This window comes from Ruegeria sp. BG3 (assembly GCF_056538485.1).
In genome coordinates this window covers 32,118-46,065 of the sequence record NZ_JBQFTE010000015.1, presented here as the reverse complement: position 1 = coordinate 46,065, position 13,948 = coordinate 32,118, and the positions used below count along the sequence as shown (strand labels likewise).

The 13,948-nt window shown below is 60.4% G+C and carries 10 protein-coding genes; 4 read left to right on the top strand and 6 right to left on the bottom strand.

All coding sequences use genetic code 11. From position 1 onward, the window contains the following. Nucleotides 1-98: 98 nt before the first annotated feature. The gene (locus tag ACR0AI_RS20910) at nt 99-3,311 is read right to left on the bottom strand and encodes a reductive dehalogenase (protein ID WP_480676997.1); all 3,213 of its coding nucleotides are present in this window, start codon (nt 3,309-3,311) and stop codon (nt 99-101) included. A gap of 74 nt (nt 3,312-3,385) precedes the next feature. On the opposite strand from ACR0AI_RS20910, the gene ACR0AI_RS20905 reads away from it, so the two are divergent. Beyond that, nucleotides 3,386-4,294, top strand: a complete 909-nt coding sequence (locus tag ACR0AI_RS20905) for a LysR family transcriptional regulator (RefSeq protein WP_480676995.1) — start codon at nt 3,386-3,388, stop codon at nt 4,292-4,294. Between the two features lie 8 nt (nt 4,295-4,302). Here the strand turns inward: ACR0AI_RS20905 and ACR0AI_RS20900 are convergent, their stop codons facing one another. Next, complete coding sequence (locus ACR0AI_RS20900; RefSeq protein WP_480676993.1) at nt 4,303-5,337, bottom strand: ACP S-malonyltransferase; 1,035 nt, start codon at nt 5,335-5,337, stop codon at nt 4,303-4,305. After that, nucleotides 5,334-7,526 (bottom strand): dehydrogenase E1 component subunit alpha/beta, encoded by a 2,193-nt coding sequence (locus ACR0AI_RS20895; protein ID WP_480676991.1) that lies wholly within the window; start codon nt 7,524-7,526, stop codon nt 5,334-5,336. Before ACR0AI_RS20895 ends, ACR0AI_RS20900 begins: the two co-directional genes overlap by 4 nt. Nucleotides 7,527-7,670: 144 nt before the next feature. Here ACR0AI_RS20895 and ACR0AI_RS20890 point away from each other — a divergent pair, with 144 nt between their 5' ends. Further along, nucleotides 7,671-8,567: a LysR substrate-binding domain-containing protein gene (locus ACR0AI_RS20890; protein WP_170643889.1), complete on the top strand. Its 897-nt coding sequence runs from the start codon at nt 7,671-7,673 to the stop codon at nt 8,565-8,567. Between the two features lie 88 nt (nt 8,568-8,655). Here ACR0AI_RS20890 and ACR0AI_RS20885 read toward each other — a convergent pair whose 3' ends face one another. The 3 genes from ACR0AI_RS20885 to ACR0AI_RS20875 all read right to left on the bottom strand — a co-directional run bounded on the left by ACR0AI_RS20885 (nt 8,656) and on the right by ACR0AI_RS20875 (nt 10,809). Further along, the gene (locus ACR0AI_RS20885; protein ID WP_480676989.1) at nt 8,656-9,813 is read right to left on the bottom strand and encodes an acyl-CoA dehydrogenase family protein; all 1,158 of its coding nucleotides are present in this window, start codon (nt 9,811-9,813) and stop codon (nt 8,656-8,658) included. 80 nt (nt 9,814-9,893) lie between these two features. Then, nucleotides 9,894-10,478 (bottom strand): TetR/AcrR family transcriptional regulator, encoded by a 585-nt coding sequence (locus ACR0AI_RS20880; protein ID WP_480676987.1) that lies wholly within the window; start codon nt 10,476-10,478, stop codon nt 9,894-9,896. 64 nt (nt 10,479-10,542) lie between these two features. Beyond that, nucleotides 10,543-10,809 carry a hypothetical protein gene (locus ACR0AI_RS20875; RefSeq protein WP_480676985.1) on the bottom strand — a complete coding sequence of 89 codons (267 nt, stop codon included), beginning with the start codon at nt 10,807-10,809 and terminating at the stop codon, nt 10,543-10,545. Between the two features lie 208 nt (nt 10,810-11,017). On the opposite strand from ACR0AI_RS20875, the gene ACR0AI_RS20870 reads away from it, so the two are divergent. Beyond that, the gene (locus tag ACR0AI_RS20870; RefSeq protein WP_480676983.1) at nt 11,018-13,489 is read left to right on the top strand and encodes a heavy metal translocating P-type ATPase; all 2,472 of its coding nucleotides are present in this window, start codon (nt 11,018-11,020) and stop codon (nt 13,487-13,489) included. After that, on the top strand, nt 13,486-13,875 hold the full coding sequence (cueR, locus tag ACR0AI_RS20865) for a Cu(I)-responsive transcriptional regulator (RefSeq protein ID WP_170468556.1): 390 nt from the start codon (nt 13,486-13,488) through the stop codon (nt 13,873-13,875). The genes ACR0AI_RS20870 and cueR overlap by 4 nt, the downstream gene beginning before the upstream one ends. Nucleotides 13,876-13,948 lie beyond the last annotated feature (73 nt).

Genomic DNA, 13,948 nt, shown 5'->3' with positions numbered 1-13,948 from the left:
CACTGGGTTCAGAGGGGACGTTAGTGCAGCAGCCCCCCGGCGTCCATGGCCGGAGCGACCAATTTTTTCACAACTTCATGTCGTTTTTCGACCTCGGGTCAGAGGTCGATCTCAATCACGCCATCCGGTTGTGCGGCGCGGCTTTGGCACAAAATGACAGCGCTCTCGCGTTGTTTGTTGGACAGGACAAAATCGCGATGTTCGATTTCACCCGAAACAACACCGCATTTACAGACGCCGCAGATACCGTCGGCGCATTTCACATCCACGTGAATACCCGCCTCGTTCAGCACTTGCGCAGCGTCCTTGTCTTCCGGCACGGTCAGTTCCTGGCCTGATTTCGCCAGCTTCAACGTGAACGGGAAGTTTTCATACTCTGGTTGCTCGGGGACCGAGAAATACTCCAGATGCCGCGCTTCTTCAGGGAAACCCTGCCGTTCGGCCGCTTGCATGACGCCGTCCATGAAGCGATCGGGCCCGCAGGTATAGACGTGCCAGCCGTCCTGATAGCCTGACACGATCGCATCCAGATCGGCACGCGTGCCTTCATCCGAGAAATGGTAATGAACGTGATCTGCCCACGGCATCGCGGCAAGGTCATGCAGATACCCGGCGCTGGCACGGGTACTGGCGGAGTAGTGCAGCTCGAACGGTTTGCCCAGCGCGTGCAAACGATGGGCGAAGGCGATCATAGGGGTGATGCCGATCCCGCCACCCATCAGGAAGGTTTTTGTCGCGGTCTCATCCAGCTCGAAATGATTGATCGGCTTCGAGATGAAAACCTTGCGGCCTTCGTTGAAGATGCGATGCAGCAAAGCCGAACCACCGCGCCCCTCATCCTCACGCAAAACACCGATCTGATAGGTTGCTCGATCCGAAGGGTCACCGGACATCGAATACTGGCGCAGGAACTCGGGCGCGACCAAAACGTCGAGATGCGCGCCCGCTGTCCATTCGGGTAAAGGAGAGCCGTCCAGCGTCGAGAATTCGTACTTGGTCACATCGGCCGTCATCTTGTCGACCTTGGTCAATTCGACCCGCATGACCGGCGCATCGCCGGCGATCTCGTAGCGATGGACAACCGACATGTCGCCAGCCGATTTGCGCGCCTTGTATTCCTCGGCGCTCACCATCGCTTCATAGGCGGCAATCCCCGCCTCGCGGTCCATGGCAAAGGGATAGGGCCACGGATGTGGGGCCAGATAGGCGGGATAAACGGCCAACGTCTGATCTTCGTATTTCAGATTCAGATCGGGCTGCAGATCACGCCGATTCAGCGGATGCACTGAGGGGCGATAGGAGCCATCCGACTGCAGCTCGATATCCCACCACCACTTTTTAACGTCATTCAGGCCACCATTGCCCACCGCATCGTCCAGTCTTGCCAAGGCCGGCGCGGCCTGAGGGATATTCATCGCCGCCCATCGGAAAGGGCGTTCTTTGAAAATCCCCTCAAGGTTCCACGGGCAGGTCTTCATGCAGCGCCCGCACATCGACCCTCCGGGCGTTGTCACGCGATAGGTGGCGCATTTCTGGCTGTCGGATTTCCAGATTTCATAGCCGTTGAACATCAGCTTTGGCCCGGCCGTGATCGCTCCCGAGGGGCATTCCCGGGCACATTTGTTGCAGCTTTCGCAGAAACTCTGCAGGCCGAAATCAATCGGCTTATCATGGGTCATCGGCATATCAGTCGTCACCGCACCGGATTTCAGACGTGGGCCGAGATAGGGGTTCAGGATGACCTCGCCGATCCGGCTGACCTCGCCCAACCCCGACAACAGCAACAGCGGTGGCTGCAGCACCTCGCCATCCATCACCGTATGGGCCTTGGCCTTGTAACCGAGGTTGCGGATCTGCTGCGCGATCACGCCACCCAGCAGTGAAAACCGCAGATAGGCGCGCATGGATTGCGCAACACTGATCCAGTCATCACCGCTTGCGCCCTCCATCGTCTCGTAGCCCTGGTCGATGATCATGCTGATGGCCTGATCATGGGGCGGCGTGATCTCTTCCCCTGTCGCATCATGGGAATACCACGCCCAGTCCGGGCAACGGCTGAGGCCAACCGCATCGACCCCAAGGAAGTAACTGGCGGCCTTGATATTGGCGGCATTGCGCTCGGCATCTGTCGGGGGCGAGACCTTTGCGCTTTCACCATCCTGCAACAGAACAAACGCGCCCAGCGCCCGGCGTTGTGCGAAACTGGGGGCCGATTTGCGCACGTAGTATCCGCCCTTGGCGGCATCCTGCAGGTGTTTGCCCATATCGCCGAACTGCGCCCGCGCGAACATGTCAGCGCGCTTGGGAACGCGCGCGACGTTGGCTTCATCAATATAAGTGGTGGGCGTCTCGACCCGCTTGAGCCGCTCAAACGGTTGCGCCCCATCCACATAGCGGCGTTTTGCATAGACGTCGCGGTTGAGCGCATTCTTGGCGAACCCGGTGCCAAGCCACCACGCAGGTCCTTGAGTCCGGAACCACGGTTGTTGCGCCATCGGTTGCAGGGGCTGATCGTGGGCAATCTCCATCTCGGTCGTAACGGCGGCCAGACCAAAACGACGCCCCAGCCATGGGGCAACAAGCGTGCCGTCTTCGACCAAGGCCAAACCCGCCGCGACCGCCAGCTTGCCCAGATCCACCTCGGTCGACATCGCCGTGTGTGCCCGCGCATCGAATCCCAGCAGGCGGATGTAGTTGGCGATCACGACAGCATTCTCGGTCGCCAGCAGACAGGCCCGGTGGTCCTGCGCATCCATGATCCACTCGGACCCCGGCTCGTCCGGGTTCGGATCTCGGTTATGTTCGTAGAGGAACACCAGAACATGACGATGCGAGGCCATCGGATGCGGCGCGGCCTCCATGCTTTCCTTAAGATCAGCCATGATGACGTCGATCCCCGAGGCCAGTGTTTTGGTCTGGCGGGTTTTCAACGCATGGGCGAGGCGGTCGATATCTGGGTTGCGGCGCGGCTGGTCCAACAGCGCCTCGGGCGGCAGCGGCCCGCAGCCCATCATCGAGGCATCGTTGAAATACCCAAACGCCTTGAGGTGATCCGCCCGCGCCTGCGGGTCCTGCGGGATGTCCGAGGCGACAGGGTTCACCAGCCCATCCCGGATCGTGTCCAGCATGGCCTGAAATTCGCCCATCGCATTCACGATGCTCTCGGGCCGGTCTGGCCGGTGAAAGCTAAGCTCGGGCATCGGGGGTAGTTGGGACAGGTCGGGCATCGCCATCTGACGCGCCAGACGCTCAAGAGGGTACGACCCCATGTGAACGGGTCGGTTCTTGTCCGAGAAAAAGCGAAGTCCCATATGCGTGCCCCTTGTTTGCGCCTGACCTAGCGCCCTCTCGACAGCAAAACCATTCATGCTTAGTCATAGATTGTATGAGCAAAATCGATTTCACTGATCTGGACGGCAAGGTCCTGCGCATATTTCTGACGATACTAGAGGAGAGCTCGGTCTCGAAAGCGGCGGATAGGTTGGGGGTCACACAATCCGCCATTAGCCACACATTGGCCAAGCTAAGGATGGTGCTTGGCGATCCGCTATTCGTACGATCCGGCCAAGGCCTGACACCGACCGAACGCGCGCTTGCCCTGCAAGAGCCGGTCCGCAACGTTCTGGACGGCATGCGCGCCCTGACGGATGAACGCCCCTTTGATCCCCTGTCAGAGCAGATGGAAATCCGCGTTGCCACCAACGATATGCCGCGAGAGCTGATCTTTCCCGACCTTCTACGCGCGACCCGTGCCGAGGGGATTAGACTGCGGTTGGAATTCATCTCATCCGGCGTACCGGGGCCGGACCTGCTGCGCAGCGACCGGTGCCAGTTGATGCTGACGCCGCTGCCGCCGGACGGGCCTGACATCTTTCAGAAACGGCTGATCTCAAGCCCCTTGATGGTGTTTTATGACTGCAGCCGACGGACAGCGCCCGAGACGTGGGAGGCCTATTGTCAGAGTGAGCATGTCGAGGTTCGCTTTCCCGACGGCCGGAATGCGCGCGCGGTGATGCGCGGCGTGGATCAAAGCCAGATCCGCCCGCCAACCGTCGTGCTGCCACATTTCAATGCCATCCCGTCTTTCATCGCGGGCAGCCCCCTGATTTCCACCGACACGGCGCTGATGAAAAACGGACCACTGGCCGCGCTGGATTGCGCGCCCTTGCCGTTCGACTGCGAGCCGGTTTCGATCTACATGGTCTGGCACCAGCGATCCGCCAATGATCCGGCCCATCGCTGGCTGCGTGACCGGATCGAAACCCTCGCCAGCGCTATTCAGGCCAAGACCTGAAACAGAGCCTAGCCTGTCGCCAGAGCCCTCTGATCCTCGCGCCCCATGGCGACAAGAATAGGTTTGTCCTCTTGCCGCGCGGTGAATGAGGCCTTGTCGGTCATGCCGTTCCACCCCGCCATGGTCAGAGACTGCGCCAACGCACCGCCCAGTGTCGCCCCCGGCCCGGTCACGATGAATAGGTCCGGTGCGAACTCTCGCGCGGCGGTTTGAATGGCGTGGGTGAAATCGTAAGCCTCGGTCACCTGATGACCCAGCGTATAGCCCCACAGCGCCTCGGTATCGGTGGCGCCCGGCCACCAGATCTTGCCACGCCCGTCGATCATCGGGTGGTGGGGCTGGCCGAACATGTCGGCCCCCAGCCGTGCCCGGCCCTCAGCGGCAATCGGGGCCTGCAGAGAGGTATGGAACGCCGCATGGTTCGGCAGCCGCATGGGAAAGCGGTCCTGAACGGTAGGATGAGATGCCTCAAATGCGGCCAGACCAGCCTCATTCCCGGCCAGCACCAGCATACCGCCCAGATCAATCGACAACGCCAGATCCTGCCCCTCGACCGCGTTGATGTCAGAGACGTCCTGCAACAACGTCTGTTTCTGGTGCGCGCTGTCGGCCCAGCTGTCATCGGTGAAGGGATAGACCAACTGCCCGCCGATCAGATGTTCCTGCATCAGAGTGCCCATGGTGTTCACCACGCGGAACCCGTTCTCAGCGCTCAGCGCGCCAGCGGCAGCCAGCGCGATATACCAACCCATCGAGTTGCCGGTCACGGCCACCACCTCGATATCATCGGCCAGCGACTGCGCGTCCGCCAAAGCGGCCGCATAGATCAGGGGCGAGGCCACATCGCCGCGCGAATAGGTGCTGACCGCAAAGCGCGCGGCCCCGTCCAGCGCGGTTACCCCCTCTTGCCCGGCCTCGGCGCGCATGGCGTCAAAGCGCTGGAACATTGGCATCTTGTCCGCATGGTGGCGGTGCAGATAGCCCAGTTCGGGCTTGTTATAGGTGCCCCGACCGGGGCAGATCACGACAGCTGTTCGGGTCATTTCTGCACTCCGGTCAGGTTGAGGGCTGCGGCGATGATACCGTCCTTGGACGGCAGCGGCGCGGCATAGGCCGGGCCGGTCGCGATAAAACAATCCTCAGCCACAACGCGAGCGATAGGCGTCTGGGCGCTTTCTTCAAGGAAGAGGGTCATCAGCCCCTCGGACTGACTGCCTGTGCGGCGGCATTCATCCACGATCAGGACGTGTTTGCAGTCCTTGGTCGCCTCTAGCAGCGCCTCGGCCGGTAGTGGGGCCAGCCAGCGCAGGTCAATGACACGCGCGTTCACCCCGGCCGCCTGCAACTCAGGCAGCGCCTGACGCGACAGGTAGTGGCCGTTGCCGTAGGTCACGATGGCCAGATCGGTGCCGTCGCCATGCACCCCAACCTCGCCCAGCGCAATCCGCCGGTCGGGCGAGGGGTAGGTCGTCATCCACCCCCCGTCCTGCGTCGCATTCAGATCCCGCATGGGATAGAGCGCAATCGGTTCAAGGAACACAACGACCCGCTGCTCTTCCCGCGCCAGCCGCACGCATTCGCGCAACATCTGTGCCGCGTCTTCCCCGGTCGAGGGGCAGGCAATGATCACACCCGGAATGTCGCGCAAAACGGCCAGAGAGTTGTCGTTGTGGAAATGCCCACCAAACCCTTTCTGATACCCAAGTCCGGCAATTCGCAGAACCATCGGGTTGGTGAATTGCCCGTTCGAGAAGAAGGGCAAGGTAGCGGCTTCACCGCGGATCTGGTCCTCAGCATTGTGCAGATAGGCGAGGAACTGGATTTCGGGGATCGGTACAAACCCGTTGTGACCCATTCCGATGGCGAGGCCGAGGATCGACTGCTCGTCCAGCAGAGTGTCGATCACACGGTCCTGTCCGAACCGCTGCTGCAACTTCTGCGTCACGCCGTAGACCCCACCCTTGCGGCCCACATCCTCGCCCATGCAGACAACCTCGCCATGTTCCAGCATCAGATCGGTCAGCGCCCAGTTGATCAGGCGGCTCATGGGCTGCGGGTCAGCCATCGCGCGCATGTCGCCCCCGAACGCCTTTGCCCGCGCATCCGCGCTGGGGCCGTTAGTTGGTTTGCAGGTGCGTTTTGGCGGGATCAGGCTGGCCATAACATCCTGCGCAGTTGACAAATGTGGGCGCGTGGCGGCCTCGGCAGCAACACGATCCGTACGGGCGCAGCTGTCCTTGTAAATTTTCAACGCCTCATCCGGAGCCAACGCCCCCGCCTGATCCAAAAGGCGAACGGAGTGGAGAAGCGGATCATTTGCCTCATCCGCCTCAACCTCGGACTTGCTGAGATATGTGGTCGGCACATCCGCCCCCGCATGGCCATAGAGGCGGACTGTCCGCAGGTGCAGGAAGGCGGGCTTACGGCGCGTGCGGACATAATGCGCGGCTTCTTGAGCCAGGGCGTAGGTCTCATAGATGTCCAGCCCATTGGCCTGAAAATACTTAATGCCTGGGCGATGCGCCATCGACGCCTCGATCCAGCCCTTCGGCGTTTTCACCGAGATCCCGATGCCGTTGTCCTCGCATACGAACAGCAAGGGCAGAGGCGTGGATTGCACGCTGGTCCAACCCGCCGTGTTGATCGCCCCTTGCGCGGTCGAGTGGTTGGCCGAAGCGTCCCCGAACGAACACATGGCGATGCCATCTTCGGGCAGCACCCGATGCTCGGGGTCATGCCGACGCGCGGCCCCTAGTGCATAGGCCGCCCCAACCGCTTTAGGCAGATGGCTGGCAATGGTCGAGGTCTGAGGCGGGATCATCAGAGCCTTCGAGCCAAGCACCTTATGACGCCCGCCCGAGGTCGGGTCCTCTTTCGAACAGGCGAAGCTCAGCAGCATATCCCAGGCGATCTGTTGGCCCGGGACCTGCTCGGCCCGGGCAATCTGGAACGCCGCATCGCGGTAGTGCAAAAAGGCGATATCCGTCGGGCGCAGGGCGTGGGCTATGGCGGCCATACCCTCATGTCCGGATGAGCCGATGGTATAGAACCCCTGCCCCGCCTTCTGCATCGCCCGGCTGGTGCGATCCAGCGCCCGGCTGAGGACCTGCGAGCGGTAAAGTGACACCGCATCCGCATGGCTCAATCCGCCGACCGGGAGTGCACCTTCGGGAAAATCCCGGTTTGCCACGCGGGATAGGAAATTCTCATGGACGATCTGCGCGCGATCCATAGCTCGGCTTTCTCAAATGGTGCGGGGCTGTCCGCGGGTCTTGTTTTCGAACGGCGCGGGCGCGCGCGTCAAAGGCCAGTATATCCGGCTGGTGTCGGGAAAAAGCCAGTGATAATCAAACCCAAAGGTATGAGGAAATGTAATATGATCGCGCCGCGCCGCTTTCTTCCGTCGATTTCATCCCTGCTCGCGCTCGAGGCTGTGGACAGGCTGGGCAGCGCATCCGCTGCGGCCGAGGAGCTATCGCTGACCCAAAGCGCCATCAGCCGCCAGTTGAAAACGATGGAGGAGCAGTTGGGCATCGAACTGATCCAACGCACCCAGATGCGGCTGCACCTGACACCTGCCGCGCAAGAATATGTCCAAACGGCCCGCACAGCGCTGCATCAACTGGCGCAGGCGTCGTTGAAACTGAAGGCCAACCCAACCGGAGGGTCCCTCAACCTGTCCATCCTGCCAGCTTTCGGGATGCACTGGCTGGCCCCGCGCCTTCAGGACTTCGCCCGCAATCACCCAGAAGTCACAGTCAACCTGAACACAAGGCTGCGACCCTTCGATTTCGAGACCGAGGCCTTCGACGCGGGTTTTCACTTTGGTCGCCAGAATTGGAGCGGCGTGAATTACCTGAAGATCATGACAGAGTATGTCGTGCCCGTCTGCGCCCCTGACCTTCTGCCCGACCAGAGCGATCAAATCGACTGGCTGGAGCAGGCACCCCTCTTGCACATGGAAACGCGCCCCGACGGGTGGGAGCGCTGGTTTGCCGCGCAGGACCATCCTGTCAGCGGGTCGCGTGGGATGCTGTTCGACCAGTTTTCAACGATGATACAGGCCACGATCCATGGGTTAGGCGTTGGTTTGTTCCCAAGCTATCTCGTCGAAGAGCACCTCAAAACCGGCCGCCTTGCCTTGGCGTGGGATGGGCCGGAGGTCAGCTTGGGCGCGTACTATCTGGTATGGCCTAAGAACAGGATTGAGTCTGAACCGTTGAAGTCATTTCGAGCATGGCTCGAACGGCAGCTGGACCCGGAGATCACATAGAGTTCTGAACAGACCGCCACCCGAAAATCTGCCCGGCCCAACGGGAGGAGATGTTCCAAAAGGAACTTCGACGACGGGCGGGAGGGCCTCAGACGTCAATCGAACGCGCGATGAGTTCCTTCATGACCTCATTCGTACCGCCATAGATCATCTGCACACGGGCATCGGCATAAAGGCGGGCGATCGGGTATTCCATCATGAAGCCATAGCCGCCAAAAAGCTGCAGGCACTCGTGCATGATCTCGTTCTGGACCTCAGACCCCCAGTATTTGACCATGGACGCGGTGGCGGCATCCAACTCACCGGCCTCCAGTTTGCCAATGCAATCATTCACGAAACTGCGCAGCACTTCCGCCTTGGTTTTGCACTCGGCCAGTTTGAACCGCGTGTTCTGGAAATCCATGACGCGCTGACCAAAGGCCTTGCGCTCCTGCACGTATTTCACTGTCTCAGAGATGGCGAAATCAATCGCGCCCAGTGCCATGATGCCGATGGTCAAACGCTCCCAAGGAAGCTGTTTCATCAACTGGTAGAATCCCTGCCCTTCTTCCGGGCCGAGCAGATTGGTCATCGGCACTTTGACATCTTCAAAGAACAGCTCGGCGGTGTCATTGCCCTTCATGCCCAGCTTTTTGAGGTTGCGCCCGCGCCGGAAACCATCGGCCCCGTCCGTCTCAACCACAATCAAAGACACACCCTTGGCGCCCAAGGTCTTGTCCGTCTTGGCGGCAACGATGATCAGATCGGCGCTCTGACCGTTGGTGATGAAGATCTTCGACCCGTTCAGGCGGTAGGAATTGCCGTCCTTCTCAGCCGAGGTCCGCACCGCCTGCACATCCGAGCCCGTGCCCGGTTCGGTCATGGCCAAAGCCCCAACCATTTCGCCCGAGGCCAGCTTGGGCAACCAGCGCTGCTTTTGGTCTTCACTGCCATAGGCGGTGATATAGTGCGTCACGATCGACTGGATCCCATATCCCCATCCGGCATCCCCGCGCGCCGTCTGTTCGTAGAGAGTGACCGAGTCAAACCCCATATCACCGCCCACGCCGCCATATTCTTCCGGGATCGCACCCGCCATCAGCCCGGTTTCCCCGGCTTTGTGCCAGAATGAACGGTCTACGATGCCGTTCGCGGCCCAGTTTTCGGCATTAGGGACCAGTTCATCATCCAAAAACCGCCCCGCCATTTCGGCAAACATCCGGTGTTCGTCAGTGACCCAGGCTGCGGTCGAGGTAAAAAGCGACATGTGGTATTCTCCGATCAGGTGTTACCTGAAAGGCTATCGCGGCACCGAAGATAGGCCAATCCACGTAACGCCGCGTTCAGTCAATGCAACGCAGCGTTCTTTCGGGTCAGCGCAGCATCCAGCAGCATTTGCGCCGCAGCCTTGGCGTCTTCAGCCGGATTACCGTTCTTCAACAAAACGGCTGAGACGATCGCGCCCTCCTGCAGCAAGACGATCTGACGGGCCAGAAGCTCTGGCGCATGTGCGCCGGATTGGCGCGCCAATGAGGTCAGGTGTTCCAACATAACCCGTTTATGTTCTGCCGCCTGCACATGGATTGGATGGCTGGCGTCCTGATACTCGGCCGCGGCTTTCAGGAACATACATCCGCGAAAATCGTCCTCTTCGAACCATTCTTTCAACGCATCAAAAGTGGCCATCAATTGCCCGGCTGGCGTATCCGCAAGCTGCGCAACCCGTCGCAGGATCCGATTTCGGAAACTCTCATCCCGCAGGCGCAGGACGGCCAGGATCAGATCTTCTTTGGTGCGGAAGTGTTTGTACATTGAGGTCTTGGACACACCGGTTTCCACCACCAGTTTATCCATGCCGGTCGCGTGGAACCCGTCTCGGTAGAAGACCTCCATCGCCTTTCGCACCAGTTCATCGCGTTTGTTTGGACGCATCAGAAAGCACCTGAGTGTACCGGCCTGTACATTTTTATCCCACTTCCATTGCAGTTTCTTCCCGTCACTGCACATCGCAAACCCAAAGCATCACAACGACTTCACTTTTTTGCAACGTGAGCTCTTGCAAATCATAGCCAGTGAGAACATTTTTTAAAGAGTTACCGATCTGTACACCCAGGGATCTAACGATGAAACGCCACTCCAGCTTTGTTGCCACGCAATATGTCCCAATCACTTTGGTGCTCGCTTTATTGACTGCGACGGTGGCCACGTGAAAAGGCGGTAGTATGATACGCTCAGCTTTGCAGATCGCCTCGGCCTTGATCATCGGATCTGCCTTTTTGTTGCTTGTAGTACTGTTTGGCTTTTTTGCCTCACCGAATGCGGTGCGGTCGGCCCCCGAGAGCCCCAATGCCCAATCCTTGCTTGAAAGCCTATTTCAGCGCGAGGGCCGCTAAAAATCACGCAACACCTCTTGACCTTCCTGTCACTGGAACCCCCATGTGGATAGCAAGATATCTGTCGGGATGAGTCGCATGACCCAAAGCACTCAATTGAAAATTACGGGCATGAGCTGTGCCTCATGCGTTGGACGCGCCGAGGCTGCCTTGCAGGCTGTGCCTGGCGTGCAGGACGCCTCGGTCAATTTTGCGACCAAGACGGCTCAGGTCACGTTTGACGGCCCGGTCTCCGCCCTCAGTGATGCATTGAAGGCCGCTGACTATCCGGCGGCAACACATCAGACCGCTTTGCAGATCACAGGGATGAATTGCGCGTCCTGCGTGGCCAAGATCGAACGTACTCTGCAAGCCAGCCCCGGCGTTCTTGAGGCCAATGTGAACCTTGCCAACCAAAGCGCGTCGGTCACCTATGTCGAGGGCGCGACCACGCCGCAGACGCTGGCCCAGATAACAACTCAGCTTGGGTTTCCCGCGCAGCTCAAGACGTCGCTGGGGTCGGAAACCCGATCCGATGATACGCCGGATGAGGCGCGCAACTTGAAACGTGCGACAGTGCTGGCCGCTATTTTGGCCCTGCCCGTATTTGTTCTGGAGATGGGCGGACATATGGTTCCCGCCTTCCACCATTGGGTCCACGCAACCCTCGGACAGCAGACCAGCTATCTGATCCAGTGTGCCCTGACCACGGCCCTGTTGATTGGCCCGGGACGAGTCTTTTTCGCCAAAGGCATTCCGTCTCTGTTGCGCGGGATGCCGGACATGAACGCTCTGGTCGCTTTGGGAACGGGGGCGGCCTATCTGTTCTCCATCATCTCGACTTTCGCGCCCGGCCTGCTGCCGCATGGCACAGCGAATGTGTATTTTGAGGCCGCTGCGGTGATCGTTGTGCTGATCCTTCTGGGCCGCTTGATGGAGGCGCGCGCCAAGGGCAAAACCGGCGCGGCAATCCGCGCGCTGATCGGGCTTCAGCCTAAGACCGCGCGCGTTGAACGAAACGGTGCAACCGAGGATCGCCCCATTGCCGAAATAGCGGTGGGTGACGTGCTGCAAATCCGTCCCGGAGAACGTGTTCCGGTGGATGGAGATATCCTCGACGGAACCTCTTACGTAGACGAAAGCATGATTACGGGAGAGCCGGTGCCGGTTGGCAAATCCGCTGGCGATCCGGTAGTGGGCGGTACCGTCAACGGAACTGGTGCGCTGCGTGTGCAGGCGACTCGCGTTGGGGCGGATACGGTTCTGGCGCAGGTCATCGCGATGGTGGAGCAGGCACAGGGGGCCAAGCTGCCCATCCAAAGCCTGGTCGACCGGCTGACCTATCGCTTTGTTCCAGCAGTGATGCTGGTTGCGGCTTTGACCATCACTGCTTGGCTGATCTTCGGGCCTTCTCCGTCGCTGCCGCTGGCTTTGGTGGCTGGCGTTTCGGTCCTGATCATCGCCTGCCCCTGCGCCATGGGTCTGGCCACGCCGACCTCGATCATGGTGGGAACAGGCCGCGCGGCGGAACTGGGTGTTTTGTTCCGCAAAGGCGATGCGCTGCAACACTTGCAGCAGACCAAGGTGATTGCCTTCGACAAGACCGGCACACTGACGCTTGGACGCCCCGAACTTGACCACGTGACCACCACCAACGGCTTTGAGCGGGATCAGGTCCTGCGGCTCGCCGCCGCGATCGAGGCGCGCTCGGAACACCCTATCGCCACTGCGATCACCCGCGCCGGACCCACTGATCTGCCCGAGGTCTCTCAGGTTCAGTCCCTCACCGGCCTTGGCCTTCAGGGCGGCGCAGAGGGGCATGACCTGCTGATTGGCTCATACAAATTGATGCTTCAGAAGGGCGTGGATATCTCGGACCTTAAACCAGACGCCGAAGCACGGGCCGCGCAGGGGGCGACCCCTCTGTTCCTGGCCATTGATGGGGTGGCGGCGGCCAGTCTGGCTGTCTCGGACCCTGTGAAACCGGGCACGGCCGAGGCGCTGGCCAAGCTGCACGATATGGGCCTGACGCTTGCCATAGTAACCGGAGACAACGCGCAGACGGCGCAAGCGATGGCAGACAGGTTAGGCCTTGATCACGTGGCCGCCGACCTGCTGCCCGGTGACAAACAGAAAACGCTAGAGGGCTTGGGCCGCGAATTCGGCGCGCTCGCCTTTGTGGGCGATGGGATAAACGACGCACCGGCACTTGCGGCAGCTGATGTCGGCGTCGCCATCGGCACCGGAACGGATGTCGCGATCGAGGCCGCCGATGTGGTTCTGATGTCCGGCGATTTGCGCGGCGTCGTGAACGCAATCGACATCAGCCATCGGACGATGCGCAATATCCGCCAGAACCTCGGATGGGCGTTTGGCTATAACACATTGCTGATTCCGGTGGCTGCCGGAGTGCTGTACCCCTTTGGCGGGCCATTGCTGTCCCCGGTGCTTGCGGCGGGCGCGATGGCCCTCTCCAGCGTCTTTGTCGTCACCAATGCGCTGCGTCTGAGATGGGTCCGCCCCAACGTCGCCGAAGGCGCGCAGAAAACCGCGAAGGAGGCCCACGCATGAATATTGGCGATGTCTCAACCCGAACCGGACTGCCCGCGAAAACGATCCGCTACTACGAGGATATCGCGCTGATCAAACCTCTGCGCGATGACAACGGTTATCGTCGGTTTCGCGAGCAGGACATCCACAAGCTGACTTTTCTAGGCCGCGCCCGCGCCTTGGGGTTTACCATCGAAGACTGCCGCACACTGCTGGCGCTCTATGAAGATGAAAGCCGGGCAAGCGCGGATGTTAAGCAAGTTGCGCGGGATCATCTGGCGCAGATCGACGCAAAAATCGCCGACCTCAAGGCGATGCGCGACACGCTGAGCCATTTGATCGAGGCCTGCGCCGGAGACGACCGACCGGACTGCCCGATCCTGAAGGATCTGGGCGGGAACGGCTAACACGGGGTTGCCCTTTCGCGCAGGCTTTGCTTTGTCAGTGCCAAACACTCCGGCAATCAAGCAATGCCGGTCA